10 protein-coding genes and 1 tRNA gene are annotated in these 14,605 nt (G+C 68.8%); 5 read left to right on the forward strand and 6 right to left on the reverse strand.

Going from position 1 to position 14,605, the window contains the following annotated elements; genetic code table 11:
• The first annotated feature begins 65 nt into the window (after nt 1-65).
• The 3 genes from AC07O4_RS17710 (at nt 66) to AC07O4_RS17720 (ending at nt 7,104) form a co-directional block, all read left to right on the forward strand.
• The gene (locus tag AC07O4_RS17710; RefSeq protein ID WP_495305238.1) at nt 66-608 is read left to right on the forward strand and encodes a helix-turn-helix domain-containing protein; all 543 of its coding nucleotides are present in this window, start codon (nt 66-68) and stop codon (nt 606-608) included.
• A 277-nt stretch (nt 609-885) separates the two neighbouring features.
• On the forward strand, nt 886-3,690 hold the full coding sequence (locus AC07O4_RS17715) for an ImpA family metalloprotease (protein WP_495305239.1): 2,805 nt from the start codon (nt 886-888) through the stop codon (nt 3,688-3,690).
• Nucleotides 3,691-4,086: 396 nt separating this feature from the next.
• Nucleotides 4,087-7,104, forward strand: coding sequence for a transglycosylase domain-containing protein (locus AC07O4_RS17720; RefSeq protein WP_495305240.1), 3,018 nt, complete (start codon nt 4,087-4,089; stop codon nt 7,102-7,104).
• 61 nt (nt 7,105-7,165) lie between these two features.
• Here AC07O4_RS17720 and AC07O4_RS17725 read toward each other — a convergent pair.
• The 5 genes from AC07O4_RS17725 to AC07O4_RS17745 form a co-directional block, all read right to left on the reverse strand.
• A tRNA-Ser gene (locus AC07O4_RS17725) sits at nt 7,166-7,255 on the reverse strand.
• A gap of 57 nt (nt 7,256-7,312) precedes the next feature.
• Nucleotides 7,313-8,644, reverse strand: coding sequence for a serine--tRNA ligase (serS, locus tag AC07O4_RS17730; protein ID WP_062469134.1), 1,332 nt, complete (start codon nt 8,642-8,644; stop codon nt 7,313-7,315).
• Nucleotides 8,645-8,707: 63 nt separating this feature from the next.
• A complete protein-coding gene (locus AC07O4_RS17735) occupies nt 8,708-9,664 on the reverse strand; it encodes a threonine/serine dehydratase (protein ID WP_495305241.1) in 957 nt (318 codons plus the stop codon).
• 5 nt (nt 9,665-9,669) lie between these two features.
• Nucleotides 9,670-10,638 (reverse strand): 4-hydroxy-3-methylbut-2-enyl diphosphate reductase, encoded by a 969-nt coding sequence (gene ispH / locus AC07O4_RS17740; RefSeq protein ID WP_095743996.1) that lies wholly within the window; start codon nt 10,636-10,638, stop codon nt 9,670-9,672.
• Nucleotides 10,635-11,078 (reverse strand): FKBP-type peptidyl-prolyl cis-trans isomerase, encoded by a 444-nt coding sequence (locus tag AC07O4_RS17745; protein WP_062469447.1) that lies wholly within the window; start codon nt 11,076-11,078, stop codon nt 10,635-10,637. The genes ispH and AC07O4_RS17745 overlap by 4 nt, the downstream gene beginning before the upstream one ends.
• A gap of 107 nt (nt 11,079-11,185) precedes the next feature.
• Here AC07O4_RS17745 and radC point away from each other — a divergent pair, with 107 nt between their 5' ends.
• Nucleotides 11,186-11,863 carry a RadC family protein gene (radC, locus tag AC07O4_RS17750; protein ID WP_495265755.1) on the forward strand — a complete coding sequence of 226 codons (678 nt, stop codon included), beginning with the start codon at nt 11,186-11,188 and terminating at the stop codon, nt 11,861-11,863.
• Nucleotides 11,863-12,528, forward strand: a complete 666-nt coding sequence (locus tag AC07O4_RS17755; protein WP_495265756.1) for a Smr/MutS family protein — start codon at nt 11,863-11,865, stop codon at nt 12,526-12,528. Before radC ends, AC07O4_RS17755 begins: the two co-directional genes overlap by 1 nt.
• Nucleotides 12,529-12,555: 27 nt before the next feature.
• On the opposite strand, the gene AC07O4_RS17760 is transcribed toward AC07O4_RS17755, so the two are convergent.
• The gene (locus tag AC07O4_RS17760) at nt 12,556-14,604 is read right to left on the reverse strand and encodes a bifunctional 2',3'-cyclic-nucleotide 2'-phosphodiesterase/3'-nucleotidase (protein ID WP_495305327.1); all 2,049 of its coding nucleotides are present in this window, start codon (nt 14,602-14,604) and stop codon (nt 12,556-12,558) included.
• Nucleotide 14,605 lies beyond the last annotated feature (1 nt).

Here is a 14,605-nt window from a genome sequence, read left to right on the forward strand (position 1 = left end):
GACAAATCGGTGTCGCGGCTCAGGACTCAAATGTACGATAGGACTCATGTGTCCTGCAAGAAACCATGACGATCAAGTTGAAACTCCTGCGCACCCAGGCGGGAATGACGCTGGAAGAGCTTGCGCAAGCAGCTGAGCTCACGCGCAGTTATGTCTCCAAGGTGGAGCGTGGTTTGGCGAACCCGTCGGTCGGCGTTGCGCTGAAACTCGCCAAGGCGTTGAAGCTGCCGGTGGACGAGTTGTTCGGCCAGGCATCGACGAGCAGCTCGGTCACGATCACGCGCGCCGCCGACGCCAAGGCGAAGCAAAAAGACGAAGGCGCCCCGCGGCTGGTCGCGGGCACGGCACCCGGTCAGCGCGTGGTCGCCTTCGTGTTGCAGCCCGGTCGGGACAAAGGCGCGAAGCACCTGAAGAGCGACCACGAGGGCGAAGAGCTCATCTATGTCCTGAGCGGCGAGGTCAGTCTCGAACTCGACGACAAGACCGAGGACCTGGTCGCCGGAGACTGCGTGCATTTCAACGCCTCCGTGCCGCACCGACTGATCTGCACGAGCAAGAAAGCGGCGGAAGTTCTGTTGGTGATTGCGAGCCCCTCCACCGCCTCGTAAGGCGATGTGCTTACAGCACGCAAGCCTGGCGCGTTTCGCTTGATGCGCCTCATGCGACTGACGATCGCGCGCGAACACCGCCGCCTGTTTCTTCCAGCCAACGGTCGCTGAAAGACCTGTCGAAAACCTGCCTGCGCTGGCGACAATCCGTCGCCCGCCGCCGGCAGTACACACACGCCACCGCAGCGCGTCGCGTCTCATCGCGACAGGGAGGCGCGACCACGCTCGCGCCTCCGGCCTCATGCCCAAAAAGTCAGAACTACAAAGGAGAAGAACCATGACGCACGCGCGCAAGCTCGTGACCCTGATCGCCAGCCTCGTCCTGTCCGCCTGTGGCGGCGGCGGCGGGGATTCCGGCGGCGCCGGCTTTGCCGGGATGGGCATCCCCGGCACGCCGGGCACGTCCACCGGTGCACCGGACGATGGCACGACCACGCCGCCGGTGAGCCGCGTCGACGCGGCACTCGACAGCGGAGACCCGAGTGGCCTGCGGCCCGAGGACCGCGCCACGCTGCTGGAGCGCGCGACGCGCAAGGCCATCGAACTGCGTGTGCGTCCGCAGCAGGTATTGGCCGACATCTACAACACGAAGGGCCAGGTGCCGAACCTCACGCTCGACATCAGCAAGAACAGCGCCGAGCTGACGCCAGCCAGCCTCACGCAGGCGATTCCATTCATCGTCGCCGACGACGGTTCAGGCATCGCGGCCATCGCCGAACTGGGCGACGGCCGCGCGCTCGCCTACGGTGCCGACGTGCTGGGCTGGATGGCCGGCACCACACGAGAGCAGCAGCACCTGCCACTGTTCACGCGCGCCTTCACGTGGGTGATGACGGGGCAGGCCGAAGGCACGCTGCCGGCCACGCTCAAGTTCAGCCAGGCGGGCTACAACGCGGGCGCCATCAAGAACTTCGCGACCCGCCTGCAGAAGAAGACGCAAGAGATCGCCTGCGACATCGCCTCGCCCACCAACACCTGCTGGCGCGATGCCGACCTGCTCGTCTTCGGCGCCAGCGTGGCCGACACCCCCGCGCTGGGCGAGCTGGTGCGAAGCTACGTGAAGGCCGGCAAGGCCGTGATCTACATGCACAGCAGCTGGTGGACCGCCCCAGGCGGCACACGCTTGCTGTCCAGCCTGGGCATGAGCCTCGCCGCCGACCCCGGCAACTTCTTTGCGTCAGCAGCGGGCTACTCAGTGAGCGCAGGCCGCACCGCTGCCGACGCCCTGGTGCGCGGCGACCAGCTCGGCAGTCTGGTGCACACGCTCGAGTGGCTCGCGAAGGACAAGTACACGCAGGACTTCGCCGTCGACAACGCACCCATCGTCGGGATCGACGCCGCGCGCAAGGACCTGTCGAGCACCGAGCTGGCAGGCCGGCCGCTCTTCAAGACGGAGAACGCCGAGCTGCAGCGCCTGCTGGTGCTGTGGGCCGATGAATGGCGCCGTGACATCGCCTACGGCAAGATCAACCGCACCAGCGATGCAGCCAACTTCCTGCGCGCCTATGCGTCCGATTCGTGGCAGGCCTTCGGCCGCACCGCGACCACGACGCAACCGGGCGGCCAGGGCGACTACATGCCCGCCGGCGCACAGAAGCTCGCCACGAGCAGCGACTACGAAACCATCGAGCTCACGCTCCCGCAAGGCAGCGGCAAGACGGCGATCGGCCGGGGCGCCATTCCAGCGAAGGCCGTGGCACTCGAGATCGCCGAGGCACCCGTCGGCGTGAACCTCGGTGTGCAGACCAGCCACATCCGCACCTACGGCAACCCGCTGACGGACGCCGGCAATTACATCCGCCCGCGCCAGGCGCCGTCATGGACCGTGCCACTGCAACGCGATGCCGTCAACGACTTCGTCACGCCGTTCGGAGGCCCGCTGTTCCTGAGCTACAGCGGCGCCACCGCCGGGCAGAAGGTCAAGCTGCGCGTCAAGGGCGCCATCCAATACGCCCACTTCGACTTCAGCCAGGGCACGCCCGCGCAAGCCGAACTGGACGCCGCCATGGCCGCACTGCAGCGCCAGGACTACGGTTGGTCCACCTTCAAGTTCCGCGGCGGTGAGCTGCAGCAGACCATCGCCGTCGCGCTCAAGAGCTTCAAGTCGGGCATGCCGACAGGCACGCTGAGAACGCCGCAAGACCTCGTCACGCGGCGCATCGAGGGCATCCTCATGGACACCAACCACATGTCCAACGGCTACAACGACATGAAGATGCCCAGCACCGTGTCGACCTTGTGCACCAGCTTCGCGTGGGCCTGCGACGACGCCGTGCACAACGCGCCGGGCGTGCAGCACTTCGTGAGCTGGCTGCCGAGGTGCGGCAGTGGTTGCTCGGGCAACCCGATCGACTCCGACAACTGGGCCATGGACATCGGCTGGGGCTGGCCGCACGAGCTGGGCCACAACACCGTGCAGCCCTGGATGCAGATCGTGATCGACGGCAAGGGCTGCAGCACCGAGTGCGACAACAACACGCTGTCGAGCGCCCACATGCTGCGCCGCTACGCCGTCCTCGGCGAGGACGACAGCGGCACCCGCACCGCCCACGCGGCCCTGTACAAGATGATCCAGGACAACCGGGCGCTCGCGCTCAGCGGTGAGCCGCAGCGCGCGGACATGCAGGCCCGGCTGTGGGGTGGCCCGGAGCAAAGCCCCATGCTCGCCATGTACTTCCAGCTGGCTTTTCTCTACACCCATGCCCGCCACAGCGAAGCCCAGCCCACCGCCGCGAGCACGATCGAGTTCCTCACGTTGCTGTCGAAGGGCGGGCGCCTGGTCGCCAAGAAGTGGAGCACCAACACGGCGGGCAACTACGGCATGAGCGGCTACACCAGCAACGACATTTTGAACCACGAACTGCTGTACGTGCTGAGCTCGAAGATCATCGGCCAGGACCTGCGCAATGTCTTCGCCATGTACGGCGTTCCGCTCACGCAGCCCGCGCTGGATTCGGTGGCGGCGCTGACGCTTCCGATGGCACCGCAACGGTTCTATGCCCTGGGGGCCAACAAGGCCAACCAGCTGTCGACGGGGCAGTGGCTGTCGGTGCAGGGGCAGACGCCGGCCTATCCGTTCTGAGCGGGCGGGGCATGGTCACGGCGTCCCGTCGTGACCATGCCTTGTCTTCAGCATCACGCGGAAACTGCAGGTCGTTGATTGCCGTCGAGCGACCCGCACGTCGGTGCAGATCGACATGCGCCAGGGTACCGAGGCACGTCTTCTTTCTGCCACACGATGAGCGTGCAGGGTCCGCGATGCGCCGCGTTCCCGCGCAAGCCTCGCTCTCGGCACGTGTGTGGCGGTTCCATCCGCGAGCGCCTGCTTTGCCTTTCCACGTTGCGATCGTTGTCCTGCGCTCTCTGCATCCGCCCAGACATACGACCGACGGCCCCGTCGCACGCAAGCCAAATCGCCTTAAAAAGCGCATCATCTTCACTGACGAACCCACGGTGCAGACTGTTCGCGAGGCAGAGCATGACTTGGTTCAAGAAGCTTTTCTGGATCGGCGCGGGACTCGCCGTGGGAGGCGGGTTTGCCCTGTTCGTGCTGGACGAATTGAAGACGTCCCGGCTGCAATCGGCCCTGTGGCGCGACTTGGCCGAGGGCGCCCGCTTCAGCGTCGAAGACGGTGCCAGCGACGCCATCCGCTTTCCCCGAACCGGGCCCTACGACGAGCGGCTGGGCTACCACCAGCTGCCTGGCTACATCGACCGCCTGGCGCCGCAGGGCTATGTCGTCACCCGCCAGGCCCGCATGTCGCCGCGGCTGATCGAACTGCAGGACTACGGGCTCTTCGCGCCCTACCGTGAGAAAAACCAGGCCGGCCTGACCGTGCGCGACTGCCGGGACACGGCGCTGCTGCACACCCGCGTGCCCCAGCGCGCCTACGAGCGCTTCGAGGAGGTGCCGCCGCTGCTGGTGAGCGCCCTGCTCTTCGTCGAGGACCGCCACCTGCTGGACGCGCAGCCGCTGCAGCGCAACCCCGCGATCGATCCGGAACGCTTCGCCAAGGCGGCGCTCGAGCAGGCGCTGCGCGCGGTCGGCCTGGGCCAGACGGCGACGGGCGGCAGCACGCTGGCCACCCAGCTCGAGAAGTACCGCCATTCGCCGCAGGGCCGCACCGGGTCGGTCGGCGACAAGCTGCGCCAGATGGCGTCGGCCTCGCTGCGCGCCTACCAGGACGGCGACGACACGCAGGCGCGGCGCCGCCAGATCGTCGTCGACTACCTCGACACCGTGCCGCTGGCTGCGCGCCCGGGCATGGGCGAGGTGCACGGGCTGGGCGACGGCCTGTGGGCCTGGTACGGGCGCGACTTCGGCGAGGTCAACCGCCTGCTGGCCGACCAGGCGGAAGAGGCGGCAGCGCCCACGGAGGAGGCGCTGCGGCAGCAGGCCGAGGCCTTCAAGCAGGCGCTGTCGCTGATGATCGCGCAGCGCCGCCCGTCGCAGCACCTGCTCGGCGACGGCGCCAGCCTGGCGCGGCTGACCGACAGCTACCTGCGGCTGATGGCCGAGGCCGGCCTGATCTCGCCCACGCTGCGCGACGCGGCGCTGCCGCTGTCCTTGCACCTGCAGCCACCGCTGCCGCCGACGCCCCGGCCCGACTTCGTGCAGCGCAAGGCCGCGACCGCGCTGCGCACCCACATCGGCACGCTGCTCGACGTGCCACGGGCTTACGACCTGGAGCGCCTGGACCTCGAGGCCGAAACCAGCCTGGACGGCGAAGCGCAGGCGCTGGTGGCGCGCGTGCTGGCCGGCCTGCGCACGCCCGCCGCGACGAAGGCCGCGGGGCTGGTCGGCTCCCACATGCTCGACCCGGGCGCCGACCCCAGCCCGCTGATCTACAGCTTCACGCTGTTCGAGCGCAGCGCCGGGACCAACCTGCTGCGCATCCAGGCCGACAACATCGACCAGCCGTTCGACGTGAACCAGGGCGCGCGGCTGGACCTGGGCTCGACCGCCAAGCTGCGCACCCTGGTGAGCTACCTGGAGCTCGTGGCCGAGCTGCACGCGGGCTGGGTCGACCTGAGCCCGGCCCAGCTGTCGGCGCTGGCGCCGAACCCGCGCGACCCGCTGGGCACGTGGGCGCGGCAGTACCTGCTGCGTGCCAAGGATCGCAGTCTTGCGCCGATGCTGGAGGCGGCGATGGAGCGCAAGTACTCGGCGAACCCCGGCGAGGCCTTCTTCACCGGCGGGGGCCTGCACCAGTTCGAGAACTTCGAGCGCTCGCGCAACAGCAGTTCGATGACGGTGCGCGAAGGCTTCAAGCATTCGGTCAACCTGGTGTTCATCCGCCTGATGCGCGACCTGGTGCGCCACCGCATGTTCGGCGGCGCGTCGGGCGCCGAGCGCCTGCTGAAGGACCTCGCCGACCCGGGCCGGCGCGAGCTGCTCGCGCGCTTTGCCGACCGCGAAGGCTCGGCCTTCCTCACCCGCTTCCATCGCAAGTACCAGCACCTGCCGGCCGCGGACGCCGAAGCGCTGCTGCTGCGCGGCCTGAGGCCATCGGCACCGCGCCTGGCGAGCGTGCTCTTCACGATCGAGCCCGAGGCCGACGACGCACGGCTCGACGCGCTCCTGGTGCAGCGGCTGGGCCGCGGCGCCGACTCGCCGCGCGCACTGGGGGCGCTGCGCCGCACCTACGCCGGCCTGTCGCTGGCCGATCGCGGCTACGTCGCGCGCGTGCATCCGCTGGAGCTCTGGCTGGTCGGCTACCTGCGGCGCCACCCCGGCGCTTCGCTGACCGAGGTGCTGGACGCGAGCGTGCGCGAACGCCAGGAGGTCTACGCCTGGCTCTTCAAGACGCGCCACAAGAGCGCGCAGGACAGGCGCCTGCGCGAGCTGATCGAGCTCGACGCCTTTGTGCAGATCCATCGTTCATGGCAGCGCGTGGGTTACCCCTTCGCGTCGCTGACGCCGTCTTACGCGAGCGCGATCGGCGCGTCGGGCGACCGGCCGGCCGCCCTGGCAGAGCTGATGGGCATCCTCGCGAACGACGGCGTGCGGCTGCCCACGCAACGGGTCGGCGCCCTGCACTTCGCGCGCGACACGCCCTACGAGACGCGGCTGGAACCGCGCCATGCGAGCGCACAGCAGGTGCTGCCCGCCGAGGTGGCCGCCACGGTGCGCCGTGCCTTGGTCGAGGTGGTGAACGACGGCACCGCGCGGCGGCTGAAGGGCGCGCTGGTGGACGAGAGCGGCCACGCCCTCGAGATCGGCGGCAAGACCGGCACCGGCGACCACCGCTACGAACAGACCGGCCGCGGCGGACGGGTGATTTCGCAGCGCAAGATCGACCGCTCGGCCACCTTCGTGTTCATGATCGACGACCGCTACTTCGGCACGATCCTGGCCTACGTGCACGAGCCCCACGCCGCCCGCCATCGGTTCACGAGCGCGCTGCCGACGCAGCTGCTGAAGTCGCTGGGGCCGCAGTTGCTGCCGGTGCTGCAGCGCAGGGGGTGCGGGGAGCCGCAGCAGCGGGCGCCATGAGGCGACATGGGCGGCCCAAAGACAAAGCCCCTGTAGCAGGGCTGCTACAGGGGCTTGAATCTGGAGGAGAGGGAGGGATTCGAACCCTCGGTACTATCGCTAGTACGCCTGATTTCGAGTCAGGTACATTCGACCACTCTGCCACCTCTCCGGTGCTGTCGAGCCTCAGATTATAGCCAGAAAAATCTGACTTTTGACGCCCTGCGCTTCAACCGCGCAAAACTTCGAGGCCGCCGAGGTACGGACGCAACGCCGCCGGCACGTTGATCGAGCCGTCTTCGTTCTGGTGGTTTTCCAGCACGGCGACCAGCGCACGGCCCACGGCCAGGCCGGAGCCGTTGAGGGTGTGCACCAGCTCGTTCTTGCCCTGGGCGTTCTTGAAACGGGCCTGCAGGCGGCGCGCCTGGAAGGCTTCGCAGTTCGACACCGAGCTGATCTCGCGGTACGTGTTCTGCGCGGGCAGCCACACCTCGAGGTCGTAGGTCTTGGTGGAACCGAAACCCATGTCGCCGGTGCACAGCAGCACCACGCGGTACGGCAGTTCCAGCGCCTGCAGCACGGCTTCGGCGTGACCGGTCATCTGCTCGAGCGCGTCGTAGCTCTTCTCGGGGTGCACGATCTGCACCATCTCGACCTTGTCGAACTGGTGCTGGCGGATCATGCCGCGCGTGTCGCGCCCGGCGCTGCCGGCTTCCGAGCGGAAGCACGGCGTGTGGGCCGTGAGCTTGATGGGCAGTTGCGCCTCGGGCACGACCTCGTCGCGCACGAAGTTGGTCAGCGGCACTTCGCTGGTCGGGATGAGGTACAGCGCCGAATGGTCGGGCGCGGGCTCGCCGTCCTGGCCGCCCTTCTTCGCGGCGAACAGGTCGCCTTCGAACTTGGGCAACTGGCCGGTGCCGCTGAGCGTGGCGGCGTTGACCACGTAGGGCACGTAGCACTCGGTGTAGCCGTGCTGTTCGGTCTGCAGGTCGACCATGAACTGGGCCAGCGCGCGGTGCAGGCGGGCGATCGGGCCCTTCATGACGGTGAAGCGCGAGCCCGAGAGCTTGGCGCCCATCTCGAAATCGAGGCCCAGCGGGGCGCCGAGGTCGACGTGGTCCTTGGGCGCGAAGGCCAGCGGCGTGGCGTTGGCGCCGGCGCCGCCCTGGGGCGCCCAGCGGCGCATCTCGACGTTGCCGGCCTCGTCTTCACCGAGCGGCACGCTGGCGTGCGGCAGGTTGGGCACGGCCAGCAGCAGCGCGTGCAGCTCGGGCTGGATTTCTTCGAGGCGCTTGGATTGCGATTCCTGCTCGGCCTTGAGCGCGTTCACTTCGGCCATGAGCGCGTCAACCGACTCGCCCTTGGCCTTGAGCGGGCCGATCTGCTTGTTCAGCGTGTTGCGGCGCGCCTGGATTTCCTCGGTGCGGGTCTGCAGCGTCTTGCGCTCGGCCTCGAGCGCGGTGAACGCCGAGACGTCGAGGTAGGGCTGGTTCTTCTTGCGTTTTTCGAGGCCGGCCACAGCGGAGGCCAGGTCTTTGCGGAGCAGGGTGATGTCGAGCATGGGGAGATTTTAGGTGGGCGCCCGGCCCGCGCCCGCCCTCCCCGCTCGCACGCCTGCGGCGACTCAGGCGACCGTGGCCGGATCGACGTTCGCCCCGCAGATGATCAGGCACACCTTCTCACCCTCGCGCGGCACGTAGGCGCCGGTCTGCAGCGCCGCCAGCGGCAGCGCGGCGGCCGGTTCCACGGCGAGCTTCAGCTCCTTCCAGAGCCACTGCTGGGCGGCGCGGATGGCGTCGTCGGACAGCAGCAGCGCGTCGCGCACCTGCTGCTGCGTGATCTCCCAGGCGATGGCGCCGATGCGACGCGCGCCGAGCGAATCGGCCGCGACGCCGCCGACGTCCACGTCGACGGGCTCGCCGGCCTCGCGGGCGCGGAACAGCGTCGGGGCCTTCTCGGGCTCGAGCGCGACCACGCGGGCGCGCTGCTCGAACCAGCCGGCGAGGCCGCCGATCAGGCCGCCGCCGCCCACGCTCACGAGCACGGCGTCGGGCAGGCCGCCCTGAGCCTCGATCTCGCGGCCGAGCGTGCCGGCGCCGGCCACCACTTCGGGCTGGTCGTAGGCGTGGGTGAGCAAGGCGCCCGTTTCCTTCTGGCGCGCCAGGCAGGCGGCCAGCGCGTCGGGGTACAGCTCGCCGACCACGACCACTTCGGCGCCCAGCGCCCGCAGGCGCGCGCGCTTGGCTTCGGGCGAGACGCCCGGCAGGAACACCTGGCAGGGCACGCCCAGCGCCTTGGCGGCGGCCGCCGTGGCAATGCCGGCATTGCCGCCCGAGGCCACGATCACGCCCGTGGCGGGGATGTCGTTGGCCAGCAGGCGGTTCATCATGCCGCGGGCCTTGAAGCTGCCGCTGACCTGCATGTGCTCCAGCTTGAGCCAGACTTCGGCGCCCGGCGCGGCCACGCCCAGGGCGGCGGCCGGCAGCTTCCACAGCGGCGTTTCACGCAGGAAATGGCCGGCGCGTTCGCCCAGCCTGCGGGAGGCGCTCTCGATGTCGGAGCGCCAATCGGTGTTTGTCATGATGTTCAGGAGATGTGCCCGGGGGGCGGGATGTCGTCGAGCTTGAGGCCCTTGGGAAGCGGGAACTTGATGGTTTCCTCGATGCCGTCCATCTTGCGCACCGACACGGCGCCGAAGGCGCGCACACGCTCGATCACCTCGTGCACCAGCACCTCGGGCGCCGAGGCGCCGGCGGTGAGGCCGATGCGCGACTTGCCCTCGAACCATTCGGGCTTGAGTTCGTCGGCCGAATCGACCATGTAGCTCTCGGTGCCCAGGCGCTGCGCCAGCTCGCGCAGGCGGTTGCTGTTGGAGCTGGTGGGGCTGCCGACCACGATCACGAGGTCGACCTGCGGGCTCATGATCTTCACCGCGTCCTGGCGGTTCTGGGTGGCGTAGCAGATGTCCTGCTGCTTGGGCTCGCGCACGTTCGGGAAGCGCGCACGCACGGCGGCGGCGATCTCGGCGGCGTCGTCCACGCTGAGCGTGGTCTGGGTGACCACGGCGAGCTTCTCGGTCTGCAGCGGCGAGGCGTTGGCCACGTCGGCCACGTCTTCCACGAGGTGGATGCCGCTCGACAGCTGCCCCATCGTGCCCTCGACCTCGGGATGCCCCTTGTGGCCGATCATGATGAATTCGTAGCCCTCTTTCGCGAGCTTGGCCACCTCGACGTGCACCTTGGTCACGAGCGGGCAGGTGGCGTCGAAGATCGAGAAGCCGCGGTCGCGCGCCTCCTGCTCCACGGCCTTGCTCACGCCGTGCGCGCTGAACACCAGCGTGGAGCCGGGCGGCACGTCGGAGAGCTCCTCGATGAAGATCGCGCCCTTGGCCTTGAGCTCGTTCACCACGTAGGTGTTGTGCACGATCTCGTGGCGCACGTAGATCGGCGCGCCGAACTTGGCGAGGGCGCGCTCGACGATCTCGATGGCGCGGTCCACGCCGGCGCAGAAGCCGCGCGGCTCGGCCAACAGGACTTCTTCGATGTTCGGGTTCATAGCACGCCGATCAGCTTCACTTCGAAGGTGACCGGTTGCCCCGCGAGCGGGTGGTTGAAGTCGAAGCGCACGCCGGTCTCGTTCGACTCGACGACCGCGCCCGCGTAGCTGCCCGAGCCGTCGGGCGTGGGGAACTGCACCACGTCGCCGACGGCGTACTGCTCGTCGGGGTCGCCCATCTGAGCCAGCAGCTTGCGCGCCACCCATTGCTGCATGTCGGGGTTGCGCTCGCCGAAGGCCTCGCCGGCGGGCAGCTCGAAGGTGGCGTGCGCGCCCTCTTCCATGCCCATCAGGCGCTGCTCCATGGCCGGCGAGAGCTCGCCGGTGCCCAGCGACAGCGTGGCGGGCTTGTCGGCGAAGGTGTTGATGATGTCGCCCGCCGGACCGGCCAGCCGGTAGTGCAGGGTCAGGAAGGAGCCGGAAGTCACAACTTGGGACATGGGTGCAGCGAAGGTGGGCAAAGACGAGGGAGGTGTCCCGATAAACTGACCCTCATTTTAAGGATCGGGGCAACATCTCGCCCCGGCCCAGGTTTCTGCAGGGTTTCATGGCATTCAAGGATCTCCCTCTCGACGCCCGACCGCGCGAAAAGCTCATCGCGCGGGGCGCCGCCGCGCTTGCCGACGCCGAGCTGCTGGCGCTGCTGCTGCGCACCGGTGTGGCCGGCAAGAACGTGCTCCAGCTGGCCCAGCAACTGCTCGAGCGCTTCGGCGGGCTGTCGGGGCTGCTGCACACGGCGCCCGATGACCTCAAGGCGATCAAGGGCATGGGCGGCAGCGCCAAGCGCTCCGAACTCACGGCCGTGCTCGAACTGGCGCGCCGCGCCATGGGCGAGCGCCTGAAGGAGCGCACGGTGTTCGACTCGCCCGAGGCGGTCAAGCAATACCTGCAGATGCACATCGGCTCGCGCCCGCACGAGGTGTTCGCGGTGCTGTTCCTCGACGTGCAGCACCGCCTGCTCACGCTCGAGGAGCTGTTTCGCGGCACGCTCACGCAGACCAGCGTCTACCCGCGCGAGGTCGTCACCCGCGCCCTGCACCACCAGGCCGCGGCCGTGGTGCTGGCCCACAACCACCCCAGCGGCAGCATCGAGCCCTCGCGCGCCGACGAATCGCTCACGCAGACCCTGCGCGCCGCGCTGGCGCTGGTCGACGTGCGCGTGCTCGACCACGTCATCGTGAGCCCGGGCCAGAGCTTCTCGATGGCGGAACGAGGGCTGCTCTGATGGCGTCGTCTTCTTCGCGTCCCCCGGCCCTGAAGAACCTGGCCGACCTCAAGCAGGTGCAGCGCGTGCTCGCCGAAACCCGCGAGCGCGAGGCCGTGGAGGCCGCCGCGCGCGCCGCGGCCGAGCGCAAGCGCGCCGCCGAGAAAGACCTGTTCACGCGCGCCATCGGCGCCACCGAGCCGCTGCGCCGCAAGGCCGCCGTGGCGCTCGCGCCCGAGCCGCCCGCGCCCATTCCGTTTCAGCACCAGCTCGACGAGCAGCGCGTGCTGCGCGAGTCGCTGTCCGACGAGTTCGACGTGACCACGCTGCTCGACGTCGACGACGCCATGAGCTTTCGCCGCCCCGGCATCGGCACCGACATCACGGCGCGGCTGCGCAAGGGCGACTGGTCGATCCAGGGGCAGGTCGACCTGCACGGCCTGCGCAGCGACGAGGCGCGCGAGGCGCTCGGCGGCTTCATCCGCAACGCCCACAAGCAGGGGCTGCGCTGCGTGCGCGTGGTGCACGGCAAGGGCCTGGGCTCGCCCGGCAAGCAGCCGGTGCTCAAGACCAAGACGCAGCGCTGGCTGATCCAGAAGAACGAGGTGATCGCCTTCGTGCAGGCCAAGCCGGCCGAAGGCGGGGCCGGGGCGCTGGTGGTGCTGCTGGCGCCCGTGCGGCGCTGACACGGCGCCGCACGGGCCCTGCCCTTCTTACTTGCTCAGATCGACCTTGTAGACCGAGCGGCCCTTGCCGCTGCCGTCATCCGCTGTCAGCAGCGAGATGTTCGCGAGCCCCGCATCGGTCGCAGCACTCAGTTGCCCCTGCCCCGACGTGATCGTCACGTTGCCCGCCGTCGTCACCCTGGTGAAGCGCCAGCTGCGCGCCGCGCCGTCGGCCGCGCGCGTGATCGTCTTCTTCGCCTTGATGTAGGCGATCAGCACGTCGCGGTTCGCATCGGGCGAGGCGTAGATCGTCGCGCGCCCGTCCAGCGCCGGAATGAAGCTCGCGCCGCTGGTCGCGCGGTAGTTGTTCGTCGCAATGACGAACTCCTTCGCCGGATCGATGGGCGCGCCCAGGTACATGAGGTTCCTGATGCGGCTGCCCACGGCCTGCGTCACGTCGATCTCGTACTGCATGTCGGGCGTGGTGAACATGTCGAAGTTGTAGCCCGGGAAGGTGCTGATCAGCGGCTGGTCGGTCGTGAGCGCCGGGTCGATCCTGTTGAAGCGCTTGGCCGCGGCCTCGAGCCAGCCCTTGATCTCGGCGCCCGTCACCTTCACCGCGTACACCGTGTTCGGGTACAGGTACAGGTCGGCGGCGCTGAAGATCGCCAGGTTGCCCACGGCCACGTCGGTGTAGTCGCGCCCGCCCTCGAAGCCCGACTTGAAGGGCGCGCTCACCGACAGCACAGGCAGGCCCGCGTACTGCGGCAGGCTGGCCTGGATGTAGGTCTTCACGTAGTCGGCCTGCGCCTGGTTCACGATCTGGATCGCGCCCGGGTCGCCCACGTCGGCGAAGAAGGTGTTCATGCGGAAGTCGGTGCTGCCGATCGGCGTCTTCACGTAGTCGATCGCGGCCTGGTGCTGGGTGTCGACCAGCGGCGCCACGCTCGGGTCGGCATCGACATACACGCCCTTGCCGATCTGGGTCGAACGCGCCTCGACCAGCGTCTTGCTCTTGTCCACGCCCCAGGCCTTGCCGTCCCACACGAGCTCGAGCTTCACGAGGCCCAGCGCCTTGCCCCACGAACTGGGCATCACGGCCGGCACGCCGTTGACGGTGCCGGCGGCGTTGTCCACGCCGGGCTGCGTGTAGCCGGGCTTGGCACCGCGGTCGGGGAACAGGCCGTGCTGGTGGCCCATCATCAGCACGTCGATGCCGGGCACCTTCGACAGGTACAGGCCCGGGCTTTCCATGGTCGGCGAGTACGGCGAGGCGTCGAGGCCGCCGTGCTGCAGCGCGACCACGATGTCGGCGCCCTTCTCGCGCAGCTCGGGCACGTAGCGCTTGGCCGCTTCGACCGCGCCTTCGGTGCGCAGCTTGCCTTCGAGAAAACGCTTGTCCCAGTTCATGATGCCGGGCGTGGTGAAGCCGATCACACCGACCTTCACCGGCACCGTCACGCTCTTGCCATCCGGCGCGGTGGCCGTGAACTGCTTCGTGACGATGGTGTACGGCGCGACGAGCGGCTTGCCGCTCTTGAGGCTGTGCACGTTGGCCACCACCATCGGAAAACTCGGGCCCGCGCACTTCTTGCTGCCGTCGACGCCCTCGACATCGAGGCCGCCGCCGAGCACCTGGTTGAGAAAGTCCAGGCCGTAGTTGAACTCGTGGTTGCCCAGCGTGCCGGCATCGAAGCCGGTGGCGTTCATCACCTTGTAGATCGACAGCGGCTGCGTGCACGGAATGCGGCTGACCAGCGCTTCGTAGTCGGCCAGCGCGGTGCCCTGGATGGTGTCGCCGTTGTCGAACAGCATCGTGTTCGCGAACTCCTTGCGCGCGGCGTTGATGAGCGTGGCGGTGCGCTCGTAGCCGTACGACTTGTCTTCGGCGAGCTTGAAGTAGTCGTAGCTGCGCACGTTGAAGTGCAGGTCGGTCGTTTCGAGCAGCGCGACCGTGGTGCGCGTGCCGGCGGCCACGGGCGCCGGAGCGGGTGCGGGCGCAGGGGGCGGAACGATCGGGGGGAACGTGGTGCCGCCTCCGTTGCCACCGCCACAGGCGGTGAGCACGGCGGCCAGGACGGCGGCACAGGTGGACATG

The sequence above is a fragment of the Variovorax sp. GW821-FHT09D04 genome (assembly GCF_059416405.1).